Source organism: Komagataeibacter xylinus, assembly GCF_004302915.1.
Taxonomy (GTDB): domain Bacteria; phylum Pseudomonadota; class Alphaproteobacteria; order Acetobacterales; family Acetobacteraceae; genus Komagataeibacter; species Komagataeibacter xylinus_C.
This window is the reverse complement of sequence record NZ_QQBI01000009.1, coordinates 16,778-42,353: the sequence shown is the minus strand read 5'-3', so window position 1 is coordinate 42,353 and position 25,576 is coordinate 16,778. Positions and strand designations below refer to the sequence as shown.

Genomic DNA, 25,576 nt, shown 5'->3' with positions numbered 1-25,576 from the left:
ATACCGCCTTGCCGCATCCCTTCCAAGGTGGTTGACGCAGGAAAGAACACGAAGGACAGCTCCATCATGAATCACGACCCCGTGGCACGGGCGGCAATGGCCGTGCGCGCCCATGCCTACGCGCCCTATTCCCGCTTCCAGGTGGGGGCTGCAGTCGAGACCGCGGATGGCCGGGTTTTTGCCGGCTGCAATGTTGAAAACGCGGCCTACCCCGAGGGAACCTGCGCCGAGGCAGGCGCCATTGCGGCCATGGCGGCGGCGGGCGGGCGCCTCATCCGGCGCGTGGTGGTGTGTGGCGGCACGGGGGCAGCCTGCACGCCATGCGGGGGATGCCGCCAGAAGATAAGGGAATTCGCACCCCCCGAGGCCGAGATCACCATGATCTCGCCCCAGGGCACGGTGCTGGTGGTCCATACGCTGGCCGACCTGCTGCCCGACAGTTTCGGGCCGGGCAACCTGGCCTGACCGGCGCGTGCCCTAGCGGTCCTTGTCGGGGTAATTGTTGTAGATGGCCTTGCTGGGACTGTGCGGGTTGCCAATGCGCCCGCAGGCGCCAAGCGTGGCACTTATGGCCGCCAGCATGGCGAGCGTGAGCATGAAGCGGGGCGCGCCCCGGCGCAGGATGGTCAGCGTGTTCATTTCTGTGCTCCCAGTGTGTCAAGCCAGCGCGTGGCCTGTGTGCGCACGTTATCGGCCGCCGTGCCGCCGAGGCTGGTGCGCGAGGCGATGGAGGAATCGACGCTCAGCACCGAGAAGATGTCCTGCGTGATGCCTGCTTCCTCTTCCTGCATTTCCGCAAGGCTCAGCTCGGCCAGGCCCACGCCTTTCGCTTCCGCCTTGCCCACGAGGCGGCCGGTCACGTGGTGCGCGGTGCGGAAGGGCACCTTGAGCACGCGCACCAGCCAGTCGGCCAGGTCGGTCGCGGTGGAGAAGCCGGACCCGGCATAGGCGCGCATCTGCGCCTCGTTGACCGTGAGGTCGCGCACCATGCCATCCATGGCGGCAAGGCACAGGGTGGCGGCATCGGTGGCGGCGAAGACGGGTTCCTTGTCTTCCTGCATGTCTTTGGCATAGGCCAGCGGCAGGCCCTTCATGACCGTAAGCAGGCCCACCAGCGCGCCGGTAATGCGCCCGCCCTTGGCGCGCACCAGCTCGGCGGCATCCGGGTTGCGCTTTTGCGGCATGATGGACGAGCCGGTGGTGAACGCATCCGACAGGCGGATGAACGAGAAGGGGGCCGAGCACCAGATCACGATTTCTTCCGCCAGGCGTGAGAGGTGCATCGCCATGATGGACAGGGCCGAGAGATATTCCAGCGCGAAATCGCGGTCCGACACGGCATCGAGCGAGTTGGCGGTGGGCCGGTCGAAGCCCAGCGCATGGGCCGTCATCTCGCGGTCGATGGGGAAGGACGTGCCCGCAAGCGCTGCCGAGCCGAGCGGGGATTCGTTGAGCCTGCGCCGGGCATCGCTCAGGCGGCCCCGGTCGCGCGCCAGCATCTCGACATAGGCCATGAGGTGGTGGCCGAAGGTCACGGGCTGGGCGGTCTGCAGGTGGGTGAAGCCGGGCATGGGGGTCGCCGCATGCTCAAGCGCGCGGCGGGCGAGTGCCCGCATGAGGGCGGCTGCCTGCTGCTCCAGCCCGTCAATCGCATCGCGCACCCACAGGCGGAAATCGGTCGCCACCTGGTCGTTGCGCGAGCGCGCGGTGTGCAGGCGCTTGCCCGCCTCGCCAATGCGATCGGACAGGCGGGCCTCGATATTCATGTGAATATCTTCAAGGGCGGTGCTGAACTCGAACGTGCCCGCCGCGATCTCGCGGCCGATCTGGTCCAGCCCCTCGGTAATGGCTTTGGCGTCCTCGCCGGAAATGATGCCGGTTTTCGCGAGCATGGCGGCATGGGCCTTTGATCCCGCGATGTCCTGCCGCCACAGTGCTTTGTCAAAGCCGATCGAGGCATTGATGTCCTGCATGATGGCCGCAGGCCCCCCGGCAAAGCGCCCGCCCCATTGTGCGTTCGCCTTGTGCGCGTCCTGATCCGTCAGCGTTTTTGCGTTCCCCGGCATCCTGTGTTCCAGCTACCCCAAGTGTGAAAAGGATTATGGCGCGCCTTCATGGCTCAATGCCATTGCGCGCAGCGCACCCTACCGGCGCGGCGCGGCAGATACAATCATGGCGCGCCGCAATCCTGCGCGGGGGGAGGGGCTGGCGCGGGGCGGGGTTGTGGCGTGCTGGCCCGGCAGGGTCTTTCACTTGGCGGGCCGGGGCTGTAATGTCGGCCCCCAACCCGCCCATGGCAGAGGACGTTACGCCACAATGCACCATGCAGCCCTTGCGCAGGAGCCGTCACGTTTGCTGACCCCGGCCGACCCGGCGCCGGTCATCCAGTTCGGCCCGTCGGCGCTTGATGGCGTGGCCACGGCAGGGGGGCTGCCCTTCGTGCTGGTCAGCGACCATGCGGGCCGGGCCATTCCCGCCGCATTGGGCGACATGGGGGTGAGTGCCGCAGACCGGGCGCGCCATATCGCCTGTGACCTGGGCATGGCCGAAACCGGGCGCCTGCTGGCCGAAAAGCTGGGCTGCGTGCTGATCGAGCAGGCCTATTCCCGCCTCGTGATCGACTGCAACCGCGCGCCGGGGCACCCCTCATCCATCGTGCGCGAAAGCGACGGCACGCTTGTGCCCGCCAATGCCGATCTCAGCGCCGATGCGGAAGGCTGGCGTGTGGAGGAAATTTTCCTGCCCTATCACCAGAAGATCCGTGGCGAGATTTCCACGCGGCTCGAGGCTGGCCTGCCCGTGGTGCTGGTCTCGCTGCACAGCTTTACCGATTGCATGAACGGTCAGGCGCGGCCGTGGCATACGGGCGTGCTACACAATCGCAACCCCGCCTTTGGCCTGCGCGTGCGCGACCTGCTGGCAGCGGAAGACGGGCTGGTGGTGGGCAGCAACGAGCCCTATGCGCTGACGGATGTGAATGACTATACCGTGCCGGTCCATGCCGAAGGACGCGGCCTGCCGTATCTGGAAATCGAGATCAGGCAGGACCTGATCGCAACCCCGCAGGGGCAGGCCGAATGGGCCGCGCGGCTTGAGCGCATCCTGCCCCGGGCCTGGGAAGAATACCGCCACTGAGCAGGAACACGCCGTTCATGAACAACACGATGGAACGCAGCCCCCGTATTGACGGGCACACCAGGCTTGCAGGAGTGATCGGCTGGCCGGTGGCGCATTCACGCTCGCCGCTCATGCATAATTTCTGGCTGGCGCAGGGTGGCATCAACGGCGCCTACGTGCCGCTGCCCGTGCGGCCCGGCGCGTTTGATACGGCGGTCAGGGGATTGCAGGCCGCGGGCTTCAGGGGGGTGAACGTGACCATCCCGCACAAGGAATCCGCCTATCGCATCGTTGACCGTCTTGACCGTTCGGCCCGGCGTTCAGGCTCGGTCAATACGCTGGTCTTTGCCGCCGATGGCCAGATCGAGGGCTATTCCACCGATGGTGACGGCTTCGTTGCCAATGTCGAGGCGCATGGTGTTGCGGTGAGCGGCGGCCGCGCCCTTTTGCTCGGCGCGGGCGGGGCCGCGCGCGCCATTGCCGCAAGCCTGCTCGACCGGGGCGTGCAGGTTGTCATTGCCAACCGTACCCGCGCCCGCGCCGAGGCCCTGGCAGCCCTGCTTGAGGGAATCGAGGTGGTTGACTGGGCGCGGGCCGGTGAGGCGCTGGCGGGCTGCACGCTGCTGGTCAACACCACCTCGATCGGGATGGAAGGGGCCGATGACGCTGCTTTCCCGCTCGATCTGGCGCAGGCCGATGCCGGGCTTGTGGTGTGTGACATCGTGTACGTGCCGCGCCAGACCGGCCTGCTGCGCCTTGCCGCACGCCACGGCCTGCGCACGGTTGATGGGCTGGGCATGCTGATCCATCAGGCCGGGCTGGGGTTTGAAAAATGGTTTGGCGCGAAGCCTGCCATCGGCCCGGAGGTCGAAGCCCTGCTTGATGCCGACCTGCGCGCGGCCCACGCGGGGGGCTGAACGCCATGCGGGTGCTCGGCCTTACGGGCGGGATCGGCATGGGCAAGTCCACCATGGCGGCCCTGCTGCGCCGCGCGGGCCTGCGCGTGTTCGATGCCGATGCCACGGTGCGCGCGCTTCAGGCCCCGCATGGCCGCGCGCTGCCCGCCATTGAAAAGCTGGTACCCGGTTGCGTGCGCGATGGCGTGCTTGACCGCGCGGCGCTGCGGCGCGCGGCGCTGGCCGAGCCTGCCATCATGCGCGGGCTTGAGGGTATCATGCACCCTCTGGTGCGGGCCGCGCGCACGCGCTTCCTTGAGCGGGCGCGGCGTGATGGGTGCCGGTGGGTGGTGCTTGATATTCCGCTCCTGTTCGAGACCGGGGCCGAGCGGATCTGTGACAGGGTGGTGGTGGTGAGCGCGCCCGCCCCCATCCAGCGCGCGCGCGTGCTGAGGCGTGGCACCATGACGCCCGCGCAGCTTGATGCCGTGCTGGCCCGCCAGATGCCCGATGCCGCCCGGCGGCGCAGGGCCGATATCGTCATTCAAACCGGGCTGTCGCGGCATGACACGCTGCGGCAGGTCAGGCGCCTGCTGCGCGCCATGCACGCCGCCAGCCCCGCCGCATGGGCGGCCCATAAAGGAAAGCCCGCATGAAACGCTCCATCCTGTTTGATACGGAAACCACGGGGCTCGACCCGCTCAAGGGTGACCGCGTGATTGAAATCGCGGCGCTGGAACTGATGGGCGACCTGCCCACGGGCAATAATTTCCATGTGCTGATCGACCCCGAGCGCGACGTGCCCGAGGAGGCATCCCGCGTGCATGGCTTTACCTATGCCGACCTTGAGGGAAAGCCGAAATTTGCCGAGATTGCCCCCGGTTTCCTCGAGTTCGTGGGCAGTGACCCGCTGGTCGCGCATAATGCGCGCTTCGACTTCGGCTTCCTGAACGCGGAACTCGCCCGCGCCCGCCTGCCTGAACTTGATATGGGCCGCATGGTCGATACGCTGGACATGGCGCGCGAGCGCTTTCCCGGCATGCCCAACAGCCTTGATGCGCTGTGCCGCCGCTTTGGCATCGACCTCTCCGCCCGCACCACCCATAACGCCCTGCTCGACTGCAAGCTGCTCGCCGAGGTCTATCTTGAACTGACCGGCGGCCGCCAGCGCGGGCTTGGCCTTTCGGTGGCCGAAGGGGGGGGCGGCATTGCCACCTACACCTACGCACGGCCAGCAGGGCATGTGACCGTGCGCGTGCGCCCCGACACAGCGGAAATCGAGGCCCACCAGGCCTTCGTCGCCGCCCTGTCCGACCCCGTGTGGCTGAGCTGAATAGGCGGTATGTAACAAAGGGAGTGGCCGTTCGGGCGGCTTTGGTCTAGGCTTGCCCTTCCACCGGCCCTGATGTGTTGAACAGGAAGAGAGCATTGTCCACGGACGAGATTGTCGATCCCACGATTGCCCCTTCCGATCAGGTCAAGCGTTTCCTGCTGCATGTGGGCGTGCCCGTCGGGTGCGTGGTGGGCATCATTGCCATCATCGCAGGCTTTGGCTGGCATTCCTACCGCACGGTGCGCACCGGCGCCCTTGCCCTGACGCATGAACTGCTGGTCAGCCAGCAGGATTACATCGCCAAGGAAGTCAATTCCTTCCTCGCCCCGGCATCGTCCGGCAGCGTGGTGGCGCGTGACATGCTCGAACATGGCGCGCCCGCGGTGGAACAGAAGATCTTCATGGGCTACAGCAGCACCATGCTGCGCAACGTGCCGCAGATCCAGTCCTTCTACATCGCTGATGGCGATGGCAATTTCAGCACGCTCGAACATGGCGAGAACGAGCAGGAAGTGGCTCTGACCACCCTGGTCAGGGAGGCGAACAAGCCGTCCGTCTTCACCCATGAACTGCGTGACGCCAATGGCAAGGTGCTCAGGCAGTGGCAGACCCCCGGCGGCAGCTACGACCCGCGCGGCCATGCCTGGTTTGCCGATACGGTCAAGGCGGGCCAGTTGCACTGGACCCATCCCTATATCGTGGAAGTGACGCGGCAGCTGACGCTTACGGCAGCCATTCCCTATAAGGGGCAGGATGACAAGACCTATGTCTATGCCATCAACATGTCGCTGGCGCATCTGAACAAATTCCTCAATTCCCTGCGCATTGGTGAAAGCGGCAACGCCATCTTGATGGATCGCGACGGGCATGTGCTGGCAGGCCACGGCATGCAGGAGGCCGAGGCCGCCGCAGGTGGCGACCCCGACAGGATGAAGCTCGACCCGAATCACTTTCCGGTCATGACCAAGGCGTTTGATGAATACCGCGTTCATGGCGATGGGGCGCGCACGGTCCGTGTAAAAGGCAAGAACTACGTCACCATCACGGCCAACCTGCCGGTTGGCACCGATAGCTGGGTGCTGCTGCTCGTGGCGCCGGAGGATGACTTCTCGCAGTTCGCCATGGCGGATGGGCGGCAGAACCTGCTCTTTACCGTGCTGGTCGTGATTCTGGCCTCGGGGCTGGGCCTGCTTTTGTTTTTGCAGGCGCGCCGGGCCGACCACATGCGCGCGCAGATTGCCAGGTCCCGCGCCGTGGCCACATACGAGAGCCATGCCCTGCAATCGGTCGCGACCTACCCGGACCTGTTCAATCCCGAAGATAACGCCCTGCTGCTGACCGAGACCCTGGCCGACCAGTCCCATGCCCGCCGGGCCGCCATCTGGCGTATCCTGCATGACGGGCATACGCTGATGTGCATCGATTCCTACGACAGGCAGCAGGATGTGCATTCCGGTGGCTTCGAGATGGCCACCACGGACCTCAAGACCTTTTTCGATGCCGTCTCGCATGGTGATGTGCTGACAACGGAGAATGCGGCGGCCGATGAGCGGGTCGGGGCGTTCTACCGCATCTACATGCGCTCGTTTGGCAGCCGGGCGCTGTTCTGCAGCCCCATTCTGGGCAGCAGCGGCCCGGTTGGCGTCATCACGCTTGAGGATGCGCCACGGGCGGGGATTGTCTCCCATTTCGTGGAGATGATGGCAGGCGTTACGGCGGCACGCTTCTCCGCCCAGCATTACACGGCGGTGGCCGCCGCGCGCGAGGAACTGGAATCCGAGCCTTCGCCCGATGAAGTGCCGCATGATCCCAGCCAGGGCTTCCTGCTGGCGCCCGGCAGCCTGGGCATGAACGGCCAGCCCTCGGCGCAGGACCTGGCCAATATGGAAGGGTTCTTCCCTGCCGTGGCCATCATGGTCATCAGCCTGTCGGACATGGTCATGACAGCCCAGAACGACCCGATGGCCAACCTCAAGCTGATCGATTCAATGGCGGGCATGCTGCAGGACATCGCCCGTCAGTGCGGGCTGTTCTCCATCCGCATGCTTGGCCACCGCGTGGTGTGCGTGGCGGGCTGCTCGCACACGCCCGACAAGGGAGCGGTCTTCCGCATGGCCAATGCGGCGCTGATGATGCGTGAAAACACGCTGGCCGTCCTGGCCAAGGAAGACCTCGACCCCGTCTTCCGCATCGGCATTGATGTCGGCCCCGTCTTTGGCGGCATGCTCGGCAACGCGCCGCAGGCCTTCAACCTGTGGGGCGATGCCATGGGCATGGCCGAGATGATGGCGCAGGGCGCGCCCGATGTCGGCACCATTCAGGTGACGGAGGACGTCTATCACCAGCTGCGCCAGAACTTCCTGTTCCGTGAGCGCGGGCGCTTCTTCATTCCCGGCGCGGGTCTGACGCGCACCTATGTGCTGGCCGGGCGGCGATGACACAGAACGCTCCCCCGCCGCCCGAGCAGCAGGCATCAAGCGTGCTGGCCCAGATGGCCCCGCCAGAGGAGAGCGGGGATACGGACCGTTTCGCTACGCTGGTCGGGCGTTTCGCGCCCTGGCTTGCGGCACTCGGGCGGCTGACGCGCCACCAGGTCCGCTTCACGCTCCTGCTGATCGGGGCGGGGTGGGGCACGCTGCGCGAGAGCCTGCGCCCCAATTCATGGCGTCGGCCGGTCATCTATGAATTCCGCGCTACCTTGCGGCAGGTGATTGGCGGCGGCTTCCTGAGCATTGTCATTACCGCAACCCTCGCGGGCCTGATGGTCGTGTCGCAGGCGGCGTACTGGCTGGGCTATGCCGGCATGGCGCAGATGACGGGCTCGATCCTGGTATCGGTGCTGGTGCGTGAAATCGCGCCCATTCTCGTGGGCATCATCCTGATGGGCCGCAGTGGCATGCTGTCGCTGACCGAGATCGGCATGATGGTGCTTGGCGGCGAGGTGCGCGGCCTGCAGGCGCGTGGCATCGACCCCTTCCTGGCGCTGGTCATGCCGCGCACCTTCGCCTTTACGGTGGGTGGCTTTACGCTGGGCATGATCTTCGCGGTCGTGTCGCTGCTCATGGGGTTTGTGGTGGCGCATGCCAGCGGTGCGATCACCTCCTCGGTCTGGACGTTCTTCTTCAACGTGCTGGCCGCCATGACCACGTGGGATTACCTCATCATCCCGCTCAAATTCGTGCTTGTCGGTTTCTTTGTCGGGCTGGGGGCGTGCATTTCGGGGCTGACCGTCAGCAGCAACGATACGATGGCCACCATCATGCCGCGCGGCTTCGCCCGCGGGATCATGCTGGTGCTGGTGGTCAATATCCTCTTCATGCTGGATTTCTGACCATGGCAGCAAACGCGCCCCTGCTGGAACTACGCGACGCCGTGCCCTCGTTCGAGGAAAGCGGCCTCATGCCCGCGCCCTACAACCTGCGCATCATGCCGGGTGAATGCGCGGTGATCGACTGCCGTGACTTCGAGCGCGCCGCCATGTTCGCTGACCTGTGCACGGGCATGATCCCGCTCACGCAGGGCAGCATCAAGTTCATGGGGCTGGACTGGAGCACGCTGTATGACCGGCAGCTCAACGCGCTGCGCGGGCGTATTGGCCGCATCTCGCGCCATGGTAGCTGGCTGAGCCTGTTCGGCACGCATCTCAACATCATGCTGCCGCACCTGTACCATACGACAGACCCGTTCGAGCACGTGGTCCGGCGCGCAACCGAGCTTGGGCATACTTTCGGCTTTCCCGGCCTGCCCATTACCGCGCCAGACCGGCTTTCCAGCGCGGATCTGGCGCGGGCGGCCTGCGTGCGGGCCTTCATGGGGCGACCGGACCTGCTGATACTGGAAGATATCTCGGACATGCTGCCAGAAGAGACGGTCCTGCCGTTTTTTGAAACGATGACCGCTGCGCGCGACCGTGGCTGCGGGGTGCTGTGGTTCGTCCGCTCCTCTGCTGCGTGGCATGCCTATCGTAAGGCGGTGAATATCCACATGCGCCTTCTTGACGAAGGTCTTTTTTCCCTGCGGGTGGTGTAATGGTGCAGAAACAACAGTCAGACGGAATCCGGCAGCTTGTGCGCGTCCGTTACGCCGATGAATGGGTGGGCATCCTCGTTCTGGTCGCCCTTGTCATCCTGTTTGGCGCGGTGATCGAGGCTGGCGTGCTGCGCGACTGGCTCACGCCCGCGGGCAGGCTGCGCATCGTGCTGCCTGAAGACGGGGTGAGCGGCCTTTCCGTTGGCGATGACCTCGAGGTGATGGGCATCCATGCGGGCACGGTGCGCCGCGTGCGCATCAACCCCTCGGGCGGCATGTACGCCGTTGCCGAGATCGACCCCGACATCGAGCCCTATATCCGCCACGACAGCACGGCCATCATCCGCAAGCGCTTCGTGGTGGCAGGGGCGAGCTATATCGACATCTCGCGTGGCGTGGGCGAGAAGCTGGACTGGAGCTACGCCGTGCTCAGCGCCACCAACGCGCCCAACCCGGCCGATACCATTACCCAGACCTTCAGCGATATCCGTGACCGCGTGATCCCGGTTCTTGATAACGCCCAGCACATGATGGCAACGCTCGATGCCACCATTACCGACATGCATGCGGGCAAGGGCTCCATCGGGCGGCTCATGACCAATGATGACCTGATCCGCCAGGCGGAACAGATGATCACCAGCCTTGACGCCACGGTCAGCCAACTGACCCCGATCGAGAAGCAGCTTGGCACCGTGATGGACAAGGCCAGTGCCTCGATGAGCAACGTGCAGAAGGCGACGGGCGACCTGAGCAATGCAACACCCGCCATCACCAGCAACCTGAAGGATGCCAGCCAGCAGCTTCCGGTCCTTCTGGTGCAGGCCCAGACCACGGCCGCCAGCCTGCAGAAGCTGGTTGACCAGATGCGGGGCATGTGGCTGCTGGGCGGCAGCGGCAACAAGGTGAAGAAGGGCCATGCCCGTCTTCCCGCGCAGAAGGTGCAGCCATGAAGATGAAAAAAAACTATGCGGCACTGGGCCTTGCACTGGGCCTTGCCGCCTGCGGCGGGGCGCAGACCCCCCCCCCCCCGACCGACAGCACCCTGTCGCAGGACATGGATACCGGGCGCGATGCCGTGGGGCTTGACCGCCTTGCAGTGGCCGAACAGCAGTACCGTGCGGCAGGCCAGCGTGCCGTGGCGCGTGATGACGTTACGGCCATAGGCGATGCAGGCTATAATCTGGCCACCGTGCAGCTTGATGAAAACAAGCCGCAGGATGCGCTGGCCACCATTACCTCAACCCGGGCGGCGCTGGCGCTGCGCGGGCAGACGACGGATGATACGGGGCTGGACCTGGTGCAGGCCGGCGCGCTGCACCGGCTGGGCCGCGAGGGGGAAGCCGCGCAACAGGCCGCCCTTGCCGCGGGCGCGCAGGATCCTGACATTGCCGAGAAAGGCCAGTTCATCCGTGGGCTGATTGCCGATGAGAGCGGGGATCATGCGACACTGGCCTCGGTCGCGGCGTATTTCGAGACGCTGACCGGCAAGCTGCCCGATAGCTGGAGCGCGGATGCCAGGGAGATGGCGGCCCGCAACCTGCTCGCCACCGGCGGCAGCGCCCAGACCGCCTGGCAGGATGCGCTGCAGGCCGCGACCATCCGCCAGACACAGGTGCATTACCGCGACATGGCCCGCGCCCTTGGCGTAGCCGCCCGCGCGGCGACCAGGGCAGGCAATGCACAGGCGGCAGCCCAGCTTTATGCCCGTGCCAGCCAGAGCGCGCGACAGGCGGGTGATACGACGGCGGCCGACCAGTGGGCCAAACTTGCAGGCACGGCCACGGTGACCGATCCTTTTGCCGTGCCCGCCGCGACTTCGGCCACGGGCAAGGGAAAAAGCACGAAATAGCCACTTGATGGCGACCGGGGCGCGTGCCCTCTACACACGAGGCCAGGCAGGTGACCCATACCCGCGCGGATATGGACCGTGAACTGAAGGCCAGCGTTGTACCATGGTTGCGCCAGCAGGGGTTCAGGGGATCGCTGACCCACTTCCGGCGTGCCGATCCCGATGCAATCGACCTGCGTGGTGGCGGATAGTGCTGGAAGTGCCCCGATGCGCGCCACAGGACTATACGATGGCCCGGGGACATTCATATCGCCGCGCAAGGTGATGGCGTGGCACATGAAGTGCAAAAGGGAGTGTATTACCCCGGAGGATACGTATCTCAAGGCGAAGTGGTTCAGGTTTGACCAGCATGCGCCGCAGGAACTTGCGGCAGTCACGATCGAAAAACTGTCTGATCCAGCCTTGTGGCCATCGCTGCCTGTGGCGCCGCCCCCCGGGCAAGCCTCCGGGCTGGAATGAACCGCGCATTCTGCAGCGCGGCATGATGCGGTAGGGCGGTGCCTCTTCGGACCAGCAAGGCTCCGGCCAGATCCGGATCATGGCCCAGCAGGTATGGGTCTCCCATTCCCTGCCGTGACTGCTGGCCGCAGGCGGCCATCATGCCGCCTGCATGACACAGGCCAAACGGGCCTGAATCTGGCGCAGCAGGAGGGTCATGCCCGCCCGCCAGAAGATCCTTTCAGGTCAGGTTTTCCAGCCCGGTATGCCGCTCGATCAGCGTGGCGCTGGCCGTGTTCAGCCCGGTCAGGCGCACCTGCATGCCCAGCGCTTTCATCCGGCCCACCAGTTCTTCCACGGCGCCAGCGGCGGTCATGTCCCACAGATGGGCATGGGTGAGGTCTATGGTGATGTCGCGGGCGGTGTCATGCAGGTCGAACGCATCGGTAAACCCGTCGGATGAAGCAAAGAACACCTGCCCGTTCACGATATAGGTGCGGCTGAGGCCATCGGGTGAAAGCGTGCTGGAGACCGACAGCATGTTCGACACCTGAAAGGCGAAGAACAGGCCATTGAGCAGCACGCCCACGGCAACACCTGCGGCGAGGTCATGCGTGCCCACCACAACCGCAACGGTAGCCAGCATGATGATGCTGGTCGTGCGCGGGTGGTGCGCCAGATCACGCAGGGACCCCCATGAGAACGTGCTGGCCGAGACCATGATCATGATCGCAACGAGGGCGGCCACCGGCACCTGCGCCACCCACGGGCGCAATGCTACCATCAGCAGCAGCAGGAACGCGCCCGCCACGAAGGTGGAAAGCCGCCCCCGCCCGCCATAGCGCAGGTTGCCCACCGTCTGGCCAATCATGCCGCAGCCTGCGATGCCGCCAAACATGCCGACTGCAATATTGGCCACGCCAAGGCCCATGCATTCCTGTTTCTTGCTGCTGTGGGTGTCGGTCATGTCATCGACCACGCGGGCGGTCATCATGGATTCGAGCATGCCCACGCTGGCCATGGCCAGGGCGTAGGGTGCTATGATGCCCAGAGTATCAAGCGAGAATGGCACATCAGGCAGGACCAGATGCGGCAGGCTGTCGGGCAGGCGGCCCAGATCGGCCACCGTGTGCAGCGGCATGGGCCAGGCCACGGCCACCACCGTCAGCACCACGATGCAGATGAGCGGCGAGGGGATGGCGGTAAAGAAGCGCGGCACCATGTAGATGATGACAAGCCCCAGCGCGATCATGGCATAGGTATGCCACGTGACATGCAGCATGTGCGGCAGCTGGGCCGAAAAGATCAGGATGGCCAGCGCGTTGACGAACCCGGTGCGCACCGGGCGCGAGACATAGCGCATGAGCACGTCGAGCTTGAGAATGCCGAACAGGACCTGCAGCAGGCCGCACAGGAGCGTGGCCGCCAGCAGGTACTGCACGCCATGCCCGCGCACCAGCGCTGCCGCCACCAGCGCCACCGAGCCCGCGGCCCCCGAGATCATGCCTGACCGCCCGCCCGTGAACGCAATGACCACGCTGATGACAAAGGAGGCATAAAGGCCAACGGCCGGGTCCACCCCCGCCACGAAGGAAAACGCGATGACCTCGGGGATCAGCGCGAATGTGCCGACCATCCCGGCCAGGGTGTCGCGCGTGATGTTGCCGAACCATTCCTGGCGGTAGCGGGCAAGTGCTGACATGTAAAAAACGGGACCTTTCAGGGTAGGGGAATCAGGTGTCGGCTATGGTCATGTCCGCGCGCCGCCACCAGCATCGGGGGGCCGCGCGGGGCTGGGGCAGGACCGCGAGCGGGTCGCCGCTGTAACGGACCGTGTTGGTGGGCGTTTCCTGTATTTCGATGGCCGCACAGGTCAGCGCCCCGCCATCGGCGGCAAGGAAGGCATTGAGCTTGGCCATGAGCAGGCAGGCCAGCAGTTCGGTCGTGGGGTCGCCCGGCGTGACCATGATGCGGGCCGCGCGCCCGGGTTCATGCTGGCGGAACCACGCCAGCAGCGGGTCGCCCTCGGCAAGTTGCAGCGCATGGTCGACATGGTTGTCGATAAAGCCATGCCACACCCCCTTGGCGCGTTCGAAGGGCATGACCATGTTCGCGCCGCCATCAAGCGGCGCGGGTGTTGCCGCGCGCAGGTGCACGCGCACGTATTCATTATGCCCGTGCGGCAGGGCGCAGCGCTCGCTGCTGCCTGCCAGCAGCCGGTGCGCCATGGAAAAGCGGCGGCTGAAAACCAGTTCAAACATGGTGTTTCTGTGCCATGAACCGCTCCCACCCCGCCTTGCGCAGCAGGCAGGCCGGGCATGTGCCACACCCATGCCCCCATTCATGCAGCACGCCGCGCGTGCCGAGGTAGCAGCTGTGGCTCTCGTGGTTGATCAGCCGCACCAGTGCCGCGCCACCAAGCTGCTCGGCCAGCTCCCAGGTCTGGGCCTTGTCGATCCACATGAGCGGGGTATGGAGGATGTAATGGCTGGCCATGCCGAGGTTGAGGGTGACCTGCAGGGACTTGATCGTGTCATCGCGGCAGTCGGGGTAGCCGGAATAGTCCGTCTCGCACACGCCAGTCACGATGTGGCGAATATTGCGGCGCGCGGCCAGGGCTGCGGCAAAGGTGAGGAAGATGATGTTGCGACCGGGCACGAAGGTGTTGGGCAGGCCGCCTTCGGTCAGCGCAATTTCCGCCTCGCGCGTCAGCGCCGTGTCCGACACGGTGCCAAGGGCTGCGAGGTCAAGCGTGTGGTCGGCGCCGAGGCGCTGCGCCCATGTGGGGTTGAGCCGCGCCATGCCATCGCGCAGCGTGGCGCGGCATTCCAGCTCCACCGCGTGCCGCTGCCCGTAATCAAAACCCAGCGTTTCCACCCGGCCAAACCGCGCCAGCGCCCAGGCGAGGCAGGTGGCTGAATCCTGCCCGCCGGAAAACAGGACCAGGGCTGCTTCGTTCTCGGGCCTGGAGGGAGGGGGAGGGGAAACGCTCATGTTCAGGGGATCCCGATCAGCTTGTGGGTCTGGAGCGACAGCCGCCATTGCGGGTGGCGCATGCAGTAGTCAACCGCTGCCGCCGTGTTGTGGTCGCGGCGCGCGTCATCCATGGGCTGGAGCCAGAACTGCCCGAAATCCAGTTCCGCCACCTGTTTGGGCATCAGGTCGGGCTGGGGGTAGACCAGCTTGAGTTCATGCCCCGATTTCTGCACCAGCACGGCGCCCGCCTTGGGGCTGACGCACAGCCAGTCTATACCGGCGGGGGCGGGCAGGGTGCCGTTGGTTTCCACCGCCACTTCAAAACCGCGTGCATGGACTGCGGCAATCAGCGCCGCATCAAGCTGGAGCAGGGGTTCGCCGCCGGTAAACACCACGAAGGCCCGCGCGGTGTCAGGACCGGGCCATTGTGCGGCGATGGCATCAGCCAGGGCATCGGCATCAGCAAAGCGGCCGCCGCCCGCGCCATCCGTCCCGATGAAATCCGTATCACAGAACTGGCAGATGGCCTTTGCACGGTCGCGCTCCAGCCCGCTCCACAGGTTGCAGCCTGCAAAGCGGCAGAACACGGCGGTGCGGCCAGCCTGTGCGCCCTCACCCTGCAGGGTGGGGAAGATTTCCTTTACGGTATAGGACATGTTCCAGATTTCGTGATGCACGTGGCCAGATGAACAGGGCCAGCATGGGAAAATGCCCCGGCCGGTCCCCGCCCGGCCGCGTCGGGTTCAGCCCTGTTTGTGTGATGTATGCATGCCCAGCCGGTCCAGCAACTGCCGGTCGCGCAGGGCGGCGGGATTGGGCGTGGTCAGCAGGCGTTCGCCATAGAAAATGGAGTTGGCACCCGCCAGGAAGCACAGGGTCTGGGCTTCATCGCTCATGTCCTCGCGGCCTGCGGCAAGGCGCACGCGGCTGGCGGGCATGGTGATGCGGGCGGCAGCGATGGTGCGCACGAATTCGATCGGGTCAACCGCCTCGGCCCTGTCGGCCAGCGGCGTGCCTTCCACGCGCACGAGCATGTTGATCGGCACGCTCTCGGGGTGGCGGGGCAGGCTGGCCAGGGTGGCGATCATGCCCGCGCGGTCGGTGCTGTCCTCGCCCATGCCCACGATCCCGCCACAGCAGACATTGATGCCCGCGTCACGCACGTTCTCCAGCGTATCGAGCCGGTCCTGGAAGGTGCGGGTGGAGATGATGTCGCCATAATATTCGGGCGAGGTATCGATGTTGTGGTTGTAGTAGTCCAGCCCGGCATCCTTGAGCTTGTGGGCCTGGCTGTTGTCGAGCATGCCCAGGGTCACGCAGCTTTCCAGCCCCAGCGCCTTCACGCCCTCGACCATGGCGCACACGGTCTCGAGGTCATGCTCCTTGGGGCTGCGCCACGCGGCCCCCATGCAGAAGCGCGCGGCCCCCGCGGCCTTGGCGGCGCGGGCTTCCTTCAGCACTTCCTCCACGGCCATGAGGCGGCTGGCCTTGACACCGCCATCCTCATGCACCGCGCTCTGCGGGCAGTAGGCGCAGTCCTCCGGGCAGCCGCCGGTCTTGATCGACAGCAGGGTGGATATCTGCATTTCCGTGGGGTCAAAGCGTGCGCGGTGCACGGTCTGGGCACGGTAGATCAGGTCGGGGAAGGGCAGGGCCATGAGGGCCGCGACTTCATCGCGTGTCCAGTCCGTGCGGACGGGGGGCATGGCGGTGCCATGCAAGGGCAGGGTATCCGGGCTGCTCCCATCGGGCATCGGGCTCAGGTCCTCTGGCAGGGGGTGGAAAAAACGCTTCCGGCTGTGCCATACAAAACCGGCGATGGCCACTCTTTTATTCCTATGGCGCCATCGCCGGAAACGGGGGTCAGCCTAGCACGCGGGCCAGTGTCGTGCCCAGTTCGGCGGGGCTGGGGGCGACATGGATGCCCGCCTCGCGCAGGGCCTCGATCTTGGCGCCTGCGGTCTCGTGCCCGCCGGTAATGACCGCGCCCGCATGGCCCATGCGGCGGCCGGGAGGGGCGGTGGCACCGGCAATGAAGCCCACCACGGGCTTGTGCGTGCCGCTGGCGCGGATCAGTTCCGCCCCGTCGATTTCCGACGTGCCGCCGATCTCGCCGATCATGACGATGGAATGCGTGTCGGGGTCCTCGATCATGCGGGCGAGCACATCGGTGAAGTCCATGCCCTTGACCGGGTCGCCGCCAATGCCCACGCAGGTGCTCTGGCCCTGGCCGATGGCGGTGGTCTGGGCCACGGCCTCATAGGTCAGGGTGCCCGAGCGCGAGACGATGCCCACATGCCCGCGGCGGTGGATGGGACCGGGCATGATGCCGATCTTGCATTCATCAGGCGTGATGATGCCCGGGCAGTTGGGGCCGATGAGCAGGCTGCCCGACAGCTCGAGGGCGGCGCGCACGCGCACCATGTCCTGCACGGGAATGCCCTCGGTAATGCACACGATCAGGGGAATGCCTGCGGCAATGGCCTCAAGGATGGCATCGGCGGCGCCGGCGGGCGGCACGTAGATGACCGATGCATCAGCCCCGGTCGCATCCCGCGCCTGGGCCACGGTGTCGAACACCGGCAGGCCCAGATGCACGCTGCCACCCTTGCCGGGGGTCACGCCGCCGACCATGTGGGTGCCGTAGGCCAGCGCCTGCTCGGTGTGGAAGGTGCCCTGCGCGCCGGTAAAGCCCTGCGTGATCACCTTGGTGGATTTGTTGACGAGAATGGACATGCGCTTCAGGCTCCCGCGTTACGGACGGCGGCTACGATCTTGCGGGCGGCATCGCCCAAATCATCGGCGGGGATAATGGTCAGGCCGGATTCAGCCAGCAGCGCCTTGCCGCGATCGACATTGGTGCCCGCCAGACGCACCACCAGCGGCACGTTCAGCCCGGTCTCGTGTGAGGCGGCGATGATGGCCTCGGCAATCACGTCGCAGCGCATGATGCCGCCAAAGATGTTGACCAGGATGCCGCGCACCTTGGGGTCGCCGATGAGGATGCGGAAGGCCGCCGCCACGCGCTCTTTTGACGCGCCGCCGCCAACATCGAGGAAGTTGGCCGGCTCCTCGCCTTCCATCTTGATGATGTCCATCGTGGCCATGGCCAGGCCCGCGCCGTTGACCATGCAGCCGATATTGCCATCCAGCCCCACATAGGCCAGGCCGTATTCGGCCGCCTCGCGCTCACGGGGGTCTTCCTCGTGCTCGTCGCGCAGCTTCGCAATCTCGGGGTGGCGGTAGAGCGCGTTCTCGTCGAACGACATCTTGGCATCGAGGGCAAGCAGGTCGCCCGCCCCGGTCACGACCAGGGGGTTGACCTCGACAATGGCGGCATCAAGGCTGGTGAAGGCGGTATAGGCCGCGCGCACCACGCTCTGGAACGCGCGGATCTCGCGTCCCTTCAGGCCCAGGCGCACGGCCAGTGCGCGTGACTGGTAGTCGCACAGGCCCTTCGCGGGGTCGATATATTCCTTGAAGATGCGCTCGGGCGTGCGGGCGGCGACCTCCTCGATCTCCATGCCGCCATCGGGCGAGGCAACAATGACCACGCGCCCGGTCACCCGGTCGACCAGCATGGAAAAATACAGCTCGCGTGCGATGTCGCAGCCGGATTCGACATACAGCGTGCGCACGAGGCGGCCCGCAGGCCCGGTCTGCTTGGTCACGAGTACCTGGCCAAGCATGGCGTGGGCGGCCTGTTCCACCTCGGCGGGCGTGCGGGCGAGGCGCACGCCGCCCTTGCCCTCGGGCTTGCCCGCAAAATGCCCGGCCCCGCGCCCACCGGCGTGGATCTGCGCCTTGACTACGGTAACCGGCGCGCCCAGCGCCTTTGCTGCGGCGGTGGCCTCATCGGCGGTGGTGGCGGCATGTCCTTCAGGCACGGGCATGCCGTAGGAGCGCAGGAGCGCCTTTGCCTGATATTCATGAATATTCATGTGGCGACCCAATCTGTCGTTCTTATTGGCGGTGTCGGGCTAGCCCCCTAGCATGATTTGGCAGCGCAATGACAGGGGGTGGGATGGTGTCAGGATTGGCGTAAACATGAAACATGTGTCATGTCCTCTTCATCAATGGCACGCTGTGCGCGCCTTAATGGAGAAAAAATACAAGAGCAGGTTGCGATGAAACACTGGCGCATTGAACAGATGAACTGGAACAGTTTCGACCCGCAACGGGTGGACCCTGACATGATACCTGTCATCAAGGCAGCATCGGTCGTGGAGCGTAATGGCCTTGATTATGCCCGCTACCTGAAAAACGTCTTTGCCGATGACCCCGCCTTTGCCCGTGCGGCGGATAACTGGGCGGTGGAGGAAGTGCAGCACGGCGATGCGCTGGGCCGCTGGGCCATGCTGGCCGACCCGAGCTGGGACTACATGGCCGCCTTCACCCGCTACCGGCAGGCCTACAGCCTCGACCTTGACGTGAATGCCTCCATCCGTGGCTCGCGCACGGGGGAGCTGATCGCGCGCTGCATGGTCGAGACGGGCACGTCCTCCTTTTACAGCGCCCTGGCCGATGCCACCGACGAGCCGCTGCTCAAGGCCATATGCAAGCAGATCGCGGCGGACGAATACCGCCATTTCAAGCTGTTCTATGACCATATGCGCCGCTACCTGCGGCGTGAGCGCCTGGGCGCATGGCAGCGCACCCGCATCGCCCTGGGCCGGGTGACGGAAAGCGAGGATGACGAACTGGCGTCCGCCTTCCACACCACCAACGAGCCCGCCTCCACGCCCTACGACCACCGCCGCTGCATTGCGGCCTACATGTCGCGTGCGCTGCGGCTGTACAAGCCGCGCCATGCAGTGCGGGTTACGGGCATGATTCTGAAAACCATTGGCTGGACGCCCCACGGGCGGCTGAGCGGGCTGATCAGCAGTGCGGTGTACCGCCTGCTCATGATGCGCCAGCGCAAATTCGCGCGGATGACCGCCGCAGCCTGACCCCGTGCTGCCGCATGAAAGGAACGAAGACTGAAAATGAAGGTGCGTGACATCAGGGCGGGACAGGCTGCCATCATCGCGGCGGGCTGCCTGTTCATGGCGGGAACCGCGTGGGCGGATGACGCGCCTGCAACGCCCGCCCCGGACGCCGCCGTGGCCCCGGTTCCGGCCCCGATTGCGCCTGTGCCCCCGGCTCCGGCTAAGGTTCCGGCATCAACTGCTCCTGTGGTTCCGGCTCAGGCTCCGGCATCAGCCGCCCCTGTGGCCCCGGTTCAGGCTCCGGCCTCGACTACTCCTGTGGCTCCAGCTCAGGCCCCTGCATCAGCCGCTCCTGCGGCCCCGGTTTCAGTCCCGGCCCCAGCCGCCGCTGCGGCTCCCGCTCCGGCCAGTGCGGCGGCAGCGCCAGCCGAGCCGCCGGTCAGCGATGCCACGCGCGCTGAACGGCTCATGGCCTCGCAGGTGGGGCTGCTGCGCTTCACCTCGGCGGACTTTCATCGCGGCCTTGTGCGCCATATCGTGCTGTTCCGCTTTCTGCCCACCATCACCGATGACCAGCGTGCGGAGGTGGTGCGCCGGTTCCTGGCGCTGGCCCGCACGTCGCGGCGCGAGGATGGCTCGCCCGTTGTCGTCTCGATCGAGACCGGCGCCCAGATCAGCGGCGAGGGCGCGGATGAGGGGCTGCAGCAGGCCTTCGTGGTCACCTTCCGCTCGGAGGGGGATCGCAATTATTACGTGGGCCGCCCGGTCGTGACGGACCCGGCCTATTTCGACCCCGCGCATGAAGCCTTCAAGAAATTCGCGGCACCCTATATCGTCACCACCCTCGTATTTGACTATGCCGTTGCATCCGCGCATCCCCAGAACAGGGCGCCGGTCCAGACCGGGCACGCGGCGCAGGTTCCCCAGCAGCAGGGCTGACGGGCCGGGCACACTTGCCACCAAGGAGTGAAACTACATGACCACCGTGACCCTCGGGCACCTTGATGAAACCGTGCAGCAGGCCTCCGCCGCCGCTGTCGCCCGCGTGCTTGAAGCCTATGAGCTGGAAATCGAATACGTCGTTGCCCCGCGCGCGGAGATGATCGAGCACATGCGCCGTGGCGATGTGGACCTGTTCGTCTCGGCCTGGCTGCCTGATGTCGATGCCGCCTTCCTCGCCCCCGAGCTGGGCATGGAAGCCTTCGGCCAGCTTTATCGCCCCGCCTTTGGCTGGGGCGTGCCCGAGGCCGCGGCCACGGGCGTGACCTCGGTTGCCGGGCTTGCCGCGGCCGACTGCCCCGTAAGCCGCGAGATCGTGACCCCCGCCTCGCTGCTCGACCGGGTGCGCCAGGTCGTGGCCGCCTATAACCTGACCGAGGCGGGCTACACCATCGCCGCACGCCCCGATGCGGAGGCATATGACCACGCAGCCCGGGTGCTTGAGGCCAGCCTGCCCGAGATCATTCCCGCCTGGCAGCCTTCCTTCGTGCATTACGGCCAGAAGCTGCTCGCACTCGATGACCCCAAGGGCAGCTACGGCGCGGAGCAAGAAGCCCGCATCCTGCTGCGCTCGGCCGCCCGGCCCGAAATGGATACCGACCTGCTTGACGAGCTTGATGAACTGACGCTGGGCAACAAGGTGGTCAGCGCGCTCGACCATGCCATGCGCTTCGAGGGCATGAGCGCTGAAGACGCCGCCGAGGCCTGGCAGCGCGGCAAGCTGCTGCCGCGCTGAGGCCCGTCATGACCCGTGATGAAAGCGCCATCCCCACCCCGCATGACGGGCGTGATGCCGGGCTGCTTGCCCAGTACGAGCATTACCCCTATCCCGCCCGCGACCCGCGTGAGGAAAAGAGCAGGCTGCTGATCGGCAGCCCCAGCCACCTGCGCGAGATCGATTACTGGGTGTTTGGCGCCACCCGCCCGCGTTCGCAGCCATTGCGGGTGCTGGTGGCGGGGTGCGGCACGGGTGATGGCGCGATCATGCTGGCCACCCACATGGCGCGGGCCGGGCGGCCGGGTGAGGTGCTGTGCCTCGACCGCTCGCCCGCGGCGCTCGACATTGTCAGCAAACGCGCTGCGGTGCGCGGGCTGGAGAACATGCGCTTCGTGCGCGGCGACCTGACCGATATCGCGCAGGTGGCCCCCGGCCCGTTCGACTACATCGACTGCTGCGGCGTGCTGCATCACCTGCCCGACCCCGATGCGGGGCTTGCGGCCCTCGAGCGCGTGCTTGCGCCCGGTGGCGGCATGGGGCTGATGGTCTATGCGCCTTATGGCCGCACGGGCGTGTATATGCTGCAAGATGCCCTTGAGCGCCTTGCCCCGGTGGATGAGGCCCCGAAGGGGCGGCTCGACGTGGCCCGCCGCGTCATGCGCCATCTGCCCGCCACCGCCTGGCTGCGGCAGAATACCAATTTTGGCGATCACCTGACCGGGGGCGACGCAGGGCTGTATGACCTGCTGCTCAACCCGCGTGACAGGGCCTATGACATAACAGCCTTCCACGCCCTGCTGGACCGCGCGGGGCTGGCGGCGGCCTGCCTGATGGAACCCGCCCGCTACGACCCCGCCCTGCTGCTGCCTGACCCACGCCTGCGCGAGCGGATTGCGGCCCTGCCCGAACGCGCCCGCCAGGCCGTGGCGGAGGACGTGGCCGGCAACATGGCCACCCATGTCGCCTATGTGCGCCGCATGGGCGAGCCGGTTGTGCGGGCCGACCCGTTTGCGCCAGATGCCGTGCCCGTCATGCGCGAGATTCCCGGCCTTGAACTCGCCCGCATGATGGGGGGCGATGACCGGCTGCCCTTCGCGTTCGGCACGCTTCAGGTGGCCATTGCCCTGCCGCCGCAGGCGCGTGGCATCCTGCCGCTGATCGATGGCGAGCGCACGGTGGCCGATCTTGCCGCCATCATGGAAACGCGGGGTGTCTCGGCCAGCCGCTTTGCCAAAATCTGGGCGCAGATGTTCACCACGCTGGAATCGCTCAACCGGGTGCTGCTGCGCGCGCCTGCCTGAGGGACCATGCCACAGCCGCCGCTGCCCATCGTCATATTCGGCGCAAGGCTCCAGCCTGATGGCGCGCCGGGCCGCACCCTGTGGTTGCGGGTGGCGGCCGCCTACACCTTTGGCGCGGCCCGTACCCCGGTGCTGTACGTGCCTACCGGAGGTGTGTCGCCCCCTTCGGGCCTGCGTGAGGGCGATGTCATGGCCACCATGCTGGAAGCCGCGGGCGTGCCGCCTGATGCCGTGCTGGTGGAAGGTACCGCACCCGACACGCTGGCCTCCGTCATCGCCTGCACGCGGCTGCTGCGCCAGCGCGGGCATGTGGGGCCGGTGGCGGTGGCCAGCAGCGCCTATCACCTGCCACGCTGCCTTGTGCTCATGCGCATGATGGGCTGGCCGGTGGTGCGCGTGCCGCCACCACCCGTGCCCGCCGCCCGCCGGTGGGGCAGGCGGTGGTTCTGGCGCCTGCGCGAGGTGGCAGCCGTGCCGTGGGATGTGCTTTTGCTGGCAGCCTACCGGCTCCGCGCGGGGCGCGATGGTGATTGACACTGCCCGCCCCAGCCCGCATCACGCGGATGAACCCAAGAACCATAGTTAGTCTGGATGGAAGTCATGCCTGTGCAAGCCTTTGTTTTCCCCGGTCAGGGAAGTCAGTCAGTTGGAATGGGGCGCGACCTCGCCGAGGCCTTCGCCCCGGCGCGCGAAGTGTTCCAGGAAGTTGATGAGGCGCTGGGCCAGCATCTCTCCAAACTCATGTTCGAAGGCCCGATGGAGGACCTAACCCGCACCGACAACGCCCAGCCCGCGCTCATGGCCGTCTCGCTGGCCGTGCTGCGGGTGCTGGAGCGCGAAGGCGGCGTGGAGCTCAAGCGCGACGTGGCGCTGGTGGCGGGTCACTCGCTGGGCGAATATTCGGCCCTTGCGGCTGCCGGTGCGCTGGGCATTGCCCAGACCGCCCGCCTGCTGCGCCTGCGCGGCAACGCCATGCAGGCTGCCGTGCCGCCGGGCAGGGGCGGCATGGCGGCCCTGATTGGCGTGGGCATGGACATGGCGCGCGCCGCCAGCCTGTGCGCAGAGGCCGCGACGTTTGCCGATGAGGCAGGCAGGACCCACAAACAGATCATCGAAGTCGCCAACGACAATGGCGGCGGCCAGGTGGTCGTGGCGGGCGAGATGGCGGCGATCGACCGCGTGATCGAGCTGGCCAAGGCGCAGGGCGTCAAGCGCGCGCTCAAGCTGCCGGTCTCCGCCCCCTTCCACTGCTCGATGATGGAACCCGCGGCCGAGGCCATGCGCAAGGCGCTGGACGAGGCCGAGATCAAGGCCCCCGTCGTGCCCGTGGTAGCCAACGTAACGGCGGCCAAGGTGAGTGACCCGGCCACGATCCGCGACCTGCTGGTGCGCCAGATTACCGGCACCGTGCGCTGGCGCGAAAGCGTGGATGCGATGGTGGCCATGGGCGTGGACAGCTTTGTCGAGATCGGCTCGGGCAAGGTGCTGGCGGGGCTGGTCAAGCGCATCAATGGCGATGTCGCGACCCGCTCGGTCGGCACGCCGGCCGATATCGAAGCCTATCTGGCCGCGCGCTGAAACAACGCCCCCCGGCCCGCGTGCCGGGGGCATTCTGATTGATGGATACCGAAGGGAACGGACAGCTCATGTTCAGGCTGGATGGAAAAGTAGCGCTGGTAACCGGTGCATCGGGGGGAATCGGGCGCGAGATCGTGCGCGCGCTGCATGCGCAGGGGGCCACGGTGGTGCTGTCAGGCACGCGCCAGGCCGTGCTGGAGGAGGTCGCGGCCAGCATCGGGGCTGAAGGTGGTGCTGACCGCCTGCATGTCTGCCCCGCTGACCTGTCGGATGCCACGGCGGCCGATGCGCTGGTCGCCGCAGCCGAGGAAACGGCAGGTGCGCCGCTTGCCATTTTAGTCAACAACGCGGGGCTGACGCGCGACACGCTTGCGATTCGGATGAAGGACGAGGACTGGAGCCGCGTGCTGGACGTGGACCTCGCCGCCCCCTTCCGCCTGTGCCGCGCAGCACTCAAGGGCATGCTGCGCCGCAGGGCTGGGCGCATCATCAACATCGCCTCCGTGGTGGGGGTGACGGGCAATGCAGGCCAGGCCAACTACGCCGCCGCCAAGGCAGGCATGATCGGCATGGGCAAGTCGCTGGCGCAGGAGGCGGGCAGCCGTGGCGTGACCGTGAACACGCTGGCGCCGGGCTTCATCCAGACCGCCATGACCGACGTGCTGCCTGAAGCGCAGAAGGAAAAGCTGGTCGGTTCCATCCCGCTCGGCCGCATGGGCCAGCCCGGTGACATCGCACCGGCGGTGGTCTATCTGGCATCGGATGAGGCCGGATGGGTCACTGGGGCCACGCTTCATGTCAATGGTGGCATGGCGATGGTCTGAGCAATGTGATATTTTGCTGGACAGCGGGCCTGAAGTGACAAAAAAGATAGTCCTGACAGCCCAGCTGTCCCCTTAATTGCGGGGCGTGCGGACAGGAAATGCAAACGCCGCCTTGGCGATTGCATCAAAACCGTGCTAATCGCCCGCAGCTTCGTCCGAAGCGGGCCGGTGTACGTCATCGGTTTGCAGGGACGTTACAGGACGAACACGTTTCGAACCGCCCGTTTCTTTAGGGGCAGACAGGAAGCAGAGACAGATGAGCGAAATCGCCGATAAGGTTAAGAAGATCGTAGTCGAGCACCTTGGTGTTGACGAAAGCAAGGTCACCCCGGATGCCTCTTTCATCGACGATCTGGGCGCCGACAGCCTCGACACGGTCGAGCTGGTCATGGCGTTCGAGGAAGCGTTCAGCGTCGAGATCCCCGAGGATGCAGCTGAAAAGATCACGACCGTGAAGGACGCGATCGACTACATCGAGAAGCAGAAAGCTGCCTGATCGACCCGTTTGTCGATCAATAGTTATTACGAATTCAGTCAGGTATCGTTACTTTCAGGAAGCAGGGCGGGTTGATGCAGTCTACCGGATC

Annotated in this window: 29 protein-coding genes; 20 read left to right on the top strand and 9 right to left on the bottom strand. The window is 66.1% G+C overall.

Features of this window, described 5'->3' with window-relative positions:
- The first annotated feature begins 66 nt into the window (after nucleotides 1-66).
- Nucleotides 67-465: a cytidine deaminase gene (cdd, locus tag DV027_RS07810; RefSeq protein WP_130731308.1), complete on the top strand. Its 399-nt coding sequence runs from the start codon at nucleotides 67-69 to the stop codon at nucleotides 463-465.
- Between the two features lie 12 nt (nucleotides 466-477).
- On the opposite strand, the gene DV027_RS17475 is transcribed toward cdd, so the two are convergent.
- Nucleotides 478-639, bottom strand: a complete 162-nt coding sequence (locus tag DV027_RS17475; RefSeq protein ID WP_165399143.1) for a hypothetical protein — start codon at nucleotides 637-639, stop codon at nucleotides 478-480.
- Complete coding sequence (gene argH, locus DV027_RS07805; RefSeq protein WP_130731307.1) at nucleotides 636-2,066, bottom strand: argininosuccinate lyase; 1,431 nt, start codon at nucleotides 2,064-2,066, stop codon at nucleotides 636-638. Before argH ends, DV027_RS17475 begins: the two co-directional genes overlap by 4 nt.
- Before the next feature lie 48 nt (nucleotides 2,067-2,114).
- On the opposite strand from argH, the gene DV027_RS17470 reads away from it, so the two are divergent.
- The 11 genes from DV027_RS17470 (at nucleotide 2,115) to DV027_RS17465 (ending at nucleotide 11,415) form a co-directional block, all read left to right on the top strand.
- The gene (locus DV027_RS17470; protein ID WP_165399140.1) at nucleotides 2,115-2,273 is read left to right on the top strand and encodes a hypothetical protein; all 159 of its coding nucleotides are present in this window, start codon (nucleotides 2,115-2,117) and stop codon (nucleotides 2,271-2,273) included.
- A 43-nt stretch (nucleotides 2,274-2,316) separates the two neighbouring features.
- A complete protein-coding gene (locus DV027_RS07800) occupies nucleotides 2,317-3,135 on the top strand; it encodes an N-formylglutamate amidohydrolase (protein ID WP_130731371.1) in 819 nt (272 codons plus the stop codon).
- Between the two features lie 29 nt (nucleotides 3,136-3,164).
- Nucleotides 3,165-4,034: a shikimate dehydrogenase gene (locus DV027_RS07795; protein WP_130731370.1), complete on the top strand. Its 870-nt coding sequence runs from the start codon at nucleotides 3,165-3,167 to the stop codon at nucleotides 4,032-4,034.
- 5 nt (nucleotides 4,035-4,039) lie between these two features.
- Nucleotides 4,040-4,669, top strand: coding sequence for a dephospho-CoA kinase (gene coaE, locus DV027_RS07790; RefSeq protein ID WP_130731306.1), 630 nt, complete (start codon nucleotides 4,040-4,042; stop codon nucleotides 4,667-4,669).
- A complete protein-coding gene (dnaQ, locus tag DV027_RS07785; RefSeq protein ID WP_130731305.1) occupies nucleotides 4,666-5,346 on the top strand; it encodes a DNA polymerase III subunit epsilon in 681 nt (226 codons plus the stop codon). Before coaE ends, dnaQ begins: the two co-directional genes overlap by 4 nt.
- Nucleotides 5,347-5,441: 95 nt before the next feature.
- Entirely contained in the window at nucleotides 5,442-7,784 is a 2,343-nt protein-coding gene (locus DV027_RS07780; protein WP_130731304.1) for an adenylate/guanylate cyclase domain-containing protein, read from the top strand.
- Nucleotides 7,781-8,677, top strand: a complete 897-nt coding sequence (locus DV027_RS07775) for an MlaE family ABC transporter permease (RefSeq protein ID WP_130731303.1) — start codon at nucleotides 7,781-7,783, stop codon at nucleotides 8,675-8,677. Before DV027_RS07780 ends, DV027_RS07775 begins: the two co-directional genes overlap by 4 nt.
- A gap of 2 nt (nucleotides 8,678-8,679) precedes the next feature.
- Nucleotides 8,680-9,375, top strand: coding sequence for a P-loop NTPase family protein (locus tag DV027_RS07770; protein WP_130731302.1), 696 nt, complete (start codon nucleotides 8,680-8,682; stop codon nucleotides 9,373-9,375).
- The gene (locus DV027_RS07765) at nucleotides 9,375-10,325 is read left to right on the top strand and encodes an MlaD family protein (RefSeq protein WP_130731301.1); all 951 of its coding nucleotides are present in this window, start codon (nucleotides 9,375-9,377) and stop codon (nucleotides 10,323-10,325) included. Before DV027_RS07770 ends, DV027_RS07765 begins: the two co-directional genes overlap by 1 nt.
- Nucleotides 10,322-11,224 carry a hypothetical protein gene (locus DV027_RS07760; RefSeq protein WP_130731300.1) on the top strand — a complete coding sequence of 301 codons (903 nt, stop codon included), beginning with the start codon at nucleotides 10,322-10,324 and terminating at the stop codon, nucleotides 11,222-11,224. Before DV027_RS07765 ends, DV027_RS07760 begins: the two co-directional genes overlap by 4 nt.
- A gap of 23 nt (nucleotides 11,225-11,247) precedes the next feature.
- A complete protein-coding gene (locus tag DV027_RS17465; protein ID WP_165399142.1) occupies nucleotides 11,248-11,415 on the top strand; it encodes a DUF4304 domain-containing protein in 168 nt (55 codons plus the stop codon).
- A gap of 488 nt (nucleotides 11,416-11,903) precedes the next feature.
- Here DV027_RS17465 and DV027_RS07755 read toward each other — a convergent pair whose 3' ends face one another.
- From DV027_RS07755 to sucC, 7 genes are all read right to left on the bottom strand, one after another.
- Entirely contained in the window at nucleotides 11,904-13,364 is a 1,461-nt protein-coding gene (locus DV027_RS07755) for a SulP family inorganic anion transporter (protein ID WP_130731299.1), read from the bottom strand.
- A gap of 31 nt (nucleotides 13,365-13,395) precedes the next feature.
- Nucleotides 13,396-13,923, bottom strand: a complete 528-nt coding sequence (locus tag DV027_RS07750) for a 6-pyruvoyl trahydropterin synthase family protein (RefSeq protein WP_130731298.1) — start codon at nucleotides 13,921-13,923, stop codon at nucleotides 13,396-13,398.
- Nucleotides 13,916-14,656, bottom strand: a complete 741-nt coding sequence (gene queC / locus DV027_RS07745; RefSeq protein WP_130731297.1) for a 7-cyano-7-deazaguanine synthase QueC — start codon at nucleotides 14,654-14,656, stop codon at nucleotides 13,916-13,918. Before queC ends, DV027_RS07750 begins: the two co-directional genes overlap by 8 nt.
- 2 nt (nucleotides 14,657-14,658) lie before the next feature.
- The gene (gene queE, locus DV027_RS07740) at nucleotides 14,659-15,294 is read right to left on the bottom strand and encodes a 7-carboxy-7-deazaguanine synthase (RefSeq protein WP_130731296.1); all 636 of its coding nucleotides are present in this window, start codon (nucleotides 15,292-15,294) and stop codon (nucleotides 14,659-14,661) included.
- 87 nt (nucleotides 15,295-15,381) lie between these two features.
- Nucleotides 15,382-16,392, bottom strand: coding sequence for a biotin synthase BioB (gene bioB / locus DV027_RS07735; RefSeq protein ID WP_130731295.1), 1,011 nt, complete (start codon nucleotides 16,390-16,392; stop codon nucleotides 15,382-15,384).
- 109 nt (nucleotides 16,393-16,501) lie between these two features.
- Nucleotides 16,502-17,374, bottom strand: a complete 873-nt coding sequence (gene sucD, locus DV027_RS07730; RefSeq protein ID WP_130731294.1) for a succinate--CoA ligase subunit alpha — start codon at nucleotides 17,372-17,374, stop codon at nucleotides 16,502-16,504.
- Between the two features lie 5 nt (nucleotides 17,375-17,379).
- A complete protein-coding gene (gene sucC / locus DV027_RS07725) occupies nucleotides 17,380-18,579 on the bottom strand; it encodes an ADP-forming succinate--CoA ligase subunit beta (protein WP_130731293.1) in 1,200 nt (399 codons plus the stop codon).
- 186 nt (nucleotides 18,580-18,765) lie between these two features.
- Here sucC and DV027_RS07720 point away from each other — a divergent pair, with 186 nt between their 5' ends.
- The 8 genes from DV027_RS07720 to DV027_RS07685 all read left to right on the top strand — a co-directional run bounded on the left by DV027_RS07720 (nucleotide 18,766) and on the right by DV027_RS07685 (nucleotide 25,485).
- Nucleotides 18,766-19,590 (top strand): acyl-ACP desaturase, encoded by an 825-nt coding sequence (locus tag DV027_RS07720; RefSeq protein ID WP_130731292.1) that lies wholly within the window; start codon nucleotides 18,766-18,768, stop codon nucleotides 19,588-19,590.
- 36 nt (nucleotides 19,591-19,626) lie between these two features.
- Entirely contained in the window at nucleotides 19,627-20,508 is an 882-nt protein-coding gene (locus DV027_RS07715) for a Dabb family protein (protein ID WP_408884457.1), read from the top strand.
- A 37-nt stretch (nucleotides 20,509-20,545) separates the two neighbouring features.
- Nucleotides 20,546-21,304 carry a glycine betaine ABC transporter substrate-binding protein gene (locus tag DV027_RS07710; protein ID WP_130731291.1) on the top strand — a complete coding sequence of 253 codons (759 nt, stop codon included), beginning with the start codon at nucleotides 20,546-20,548 and terminating at the stop codon, nucleotides 21,302-21,304.
- 8 nt (nucleotides 21,305-21,312) lie between these two features.
- Complete coding sequence (locus tag DV027_RS07705) at nucleotides 21,313-22,587, top strand: class I SAM-dependent methyltransferase (RefSeq protein WP_130731290.1); 1,275 nt, start codon at nucleotides 21,313-21,315, stop codon at nucleotides 22,585-22,587.
- A gap of 6 nt (nucleotides 22,588-22,593) precedes the next feature.
- Nucleotides 22,594-23,121 (top strand): YdcF family protein, encoded by a 528-nt coding sequence (locus tag DV027_RS07700; RefSeq protein WP_130731289.1) that lies wholly within the window; start codon nucleotides 22,594-22,596, stop codon nucleotides 23,119-23,121.
- Between the two features lie 57 nt (nucleotides 23,122-23,178).
- A complete protein-coding gene (fabD, locus tag DV027_RS07695) occupies nucleotides 23,179-24,165 on the top strand; it encodes an ACP S-malonyltransferase (RefSeq protein WP_207303449.1) in 987 nt (328 codons plus the stop codon).
- A 68-nt stretch (nucleotides 24,166-24,233) separates the two neighbouring features.
- The gene (gene fabG / locus DV027_RS07690; protein WP_130731368.1) at nucleotides 24,234-24,989 is read left to right on the top strand and encodes a 3-oxoacyl-[acyl-carrier-protein] reductase; all 756 of its coding nucleotides are present in this window, start codon (nucleotides 24,234-24,236) and stop codon (nucleotides 24,987-24,989) included.
- 256 nt (nucleotides 24,990-25,245) lie between these two features.
- Nucleotides 25,246-25,485, top strand: a complete 240-nt coding sequence (locus DV027_RS07685; protein ID WP_003618476.1) for an acyl carrier protein — start codon at nucleotides 25,246-25,248, stop codon at nucleotides 25,483-25,485.
- The last annotated feature ends 91 nt before the right edge of the window (nucleotides 25,486-25,576 follow it).

Bases quoted from the DNA above. Each gene is read 5' to 3' on its own strand.
- dnaQ (WP_130731305.1), top strand. From the start codon at position 4,666: ATGAAACGCTCCATCCTGTTTGATACGGAAACCACGGGGCTCGACCCG.
- fabG (WP_130731368.1), top strand. From the start codon at position 24,234: ATGTTCAGGCTGGATGGAAAAGTAGCGCTGGTAACCGGTGCATCGGGG.
- DV027_RS07760 (WP_130731300.1), top strand. From the start codon at position 10,322: ATGAAGATGAAAAAAAACTATGCGGCACTGGGCCTTGCACTGGGCCTT.
- DV027_RS07720 (WP_130731292.1), top strand. From the start codon at position 18,766: ATGAAACACTGGCGCATTGAACAGATGAACTGGAACAGTTTCGACCCG.
- DV027_RS07705 (WP_130731290.1), top strand. From the start codon at position 21,313: ATGACCCGTGATGAAAGCGCCATCCCCACCCCGCATGACGGGCGTGAT.
- DV027_RS07770 (WP_130731302.1), top strand. From the start codon at position 8,680: ATGGCAGCAAACGCGCCCCTGCTGGAACTACGCGACGCCGTGCCCTCG.
- fabD (WP_207303449.1), top strand. From the start codon at position 23,179: ATGGAAGTCATGCCTGTGCAAGCCTTTGTTTTCCCCGGTCAGGGAAGT.
- DV027_RS07800 (WP_130731371.1), top strand. From the start codon at position 2,317: ATGCACCATGCAGCCCTTGCGCAGGAGCCGTCACGTTTGCTGACCCCG.
- DV027_RS17475 (WP_165399143.1), bottom strand. From the start codon at position 639: ATGAACACGCTGACCATCCTGCGCCGGGGCGCGCCCCGCTTCATGCTC.
- queC (WP_130731297.1), bottom strand. From the start codon at position 14,656: ATGAGCGTTTCCCCTCCCCCTCCCTCCAGGCCCGAGAACGAAGCAGCC.
- DV027_RS07700 (WP_130731289.1), top strand. From the start codon at position 22,594: ATGCCACAGCCGCCGCTGCCCATCGTCATATTCGGCGCAAGGCTCCAG.
- DV027_RS07755 (WP_130731299.1), bottom strand. From the start codon at position 13,364: ATGTCAGCACTTGCCCGCTACCGCCAGGAATGGTTCGGCAACATCACG.
- DV027_RS07775 (WP_130731303.1), top strand. From the start codon at position 7,781: ATGACACAGAACGCTCCCCCGCCGCCCGAGCAGCAGGCATCAAGCGTG.
- DV027_RS07765 (WP_130731301.1), top strand. From the start codon at position 9,375: ATGGTGCAGAAACAACAGTCAGACGGAATCCGGCAGCTTGTGCGCGTC.
- coaE (WP_130731306.1), top strand. From the start codon at position 4,040: ATGCGGGTGCTCGGCCTTACGGGCGGGATCGGCATGGGCAAGTCCACC.
- DV027_RS07750 (WP_130731298.1), bottom strand. From the start codon at position 13,923: ATGTTTGAACTGGTTTTCAGCCGCCGCTTTTCCATGGCGCACCGGCTG.
- sucC (WP_130731293.1), bottom strand. From the start codon at position 18,579: ATGAATATTCATGAATATCAGGCAAAGGCGCTCCTGCGCTCCTACGGC.
- cdd (WP_130731308.1), top strand. From the start codon at position 67: ATGAATCACGACCCCGTGGCACGGGCGGCAATGGCCGTGCGCGCCCAT.
- DV027_RS07685 (WP_003618476.1), top strand. From the start codon at position 25,246: ATGAGCGAAATCGCCGATAAGGTTAAGAAGATCGTAGTCGAGCACCTT.
- queE (WP_130731296.1), bottom strand. From the start codon at position 15,294: ATGTCCTATACCGTAAAGGAAATCTTCCCCACCCTGCAGGGTGAGGGC.
- sucD (WP_130731294.1), bottom strand. From the start codon at position 17,374: ATGTCCATTCTCGTCAACAAATCCACCAAGGTGATCACGCAGGGCTTT.
- DV027_RS07710 (WP_130731291.1), top strand. From the start codon at position 20,546: ATGACCACCGTGACCCTCGGGCACCTTGATGAAACCGTGCAGCAGGCC.
- DV027_RS07795 (WP_130731370.1), top strand. From the start codon at position 3,165: ATGGAACGCAGCCCCCGTATTGACGGGCACACCAGGCTTGCAGGAGTG.
- argH (WP_130731307.1), bottom strand. From the start codon at position 2,066: ATGCCGGGGAACGCAAAAACGCTGACGGATCAGGACGCGCACAAGGCG.
- DV027_RS17470 (WP_165399140.1), top strand. From the start codon at position 2,115: ATGGCTCAATGCCATTGCGCGCAGCGCACCCTACCGGCGCGGCGCGGC.
- DV027_RS07715 (WP_408884457.1), top strand. From the start codon at position 19,627: ATGAAGGTGCGTGACATCAGGGCGGGACAGGCTGCCATCATCGCGGCG.
- bioB (WP_130731295.1), bottom strand. From the start codon at position 16,392: ATGCCCGATGGGAGCAGCCCGGATACCCTGCCCTTGCATGGCACCGCC.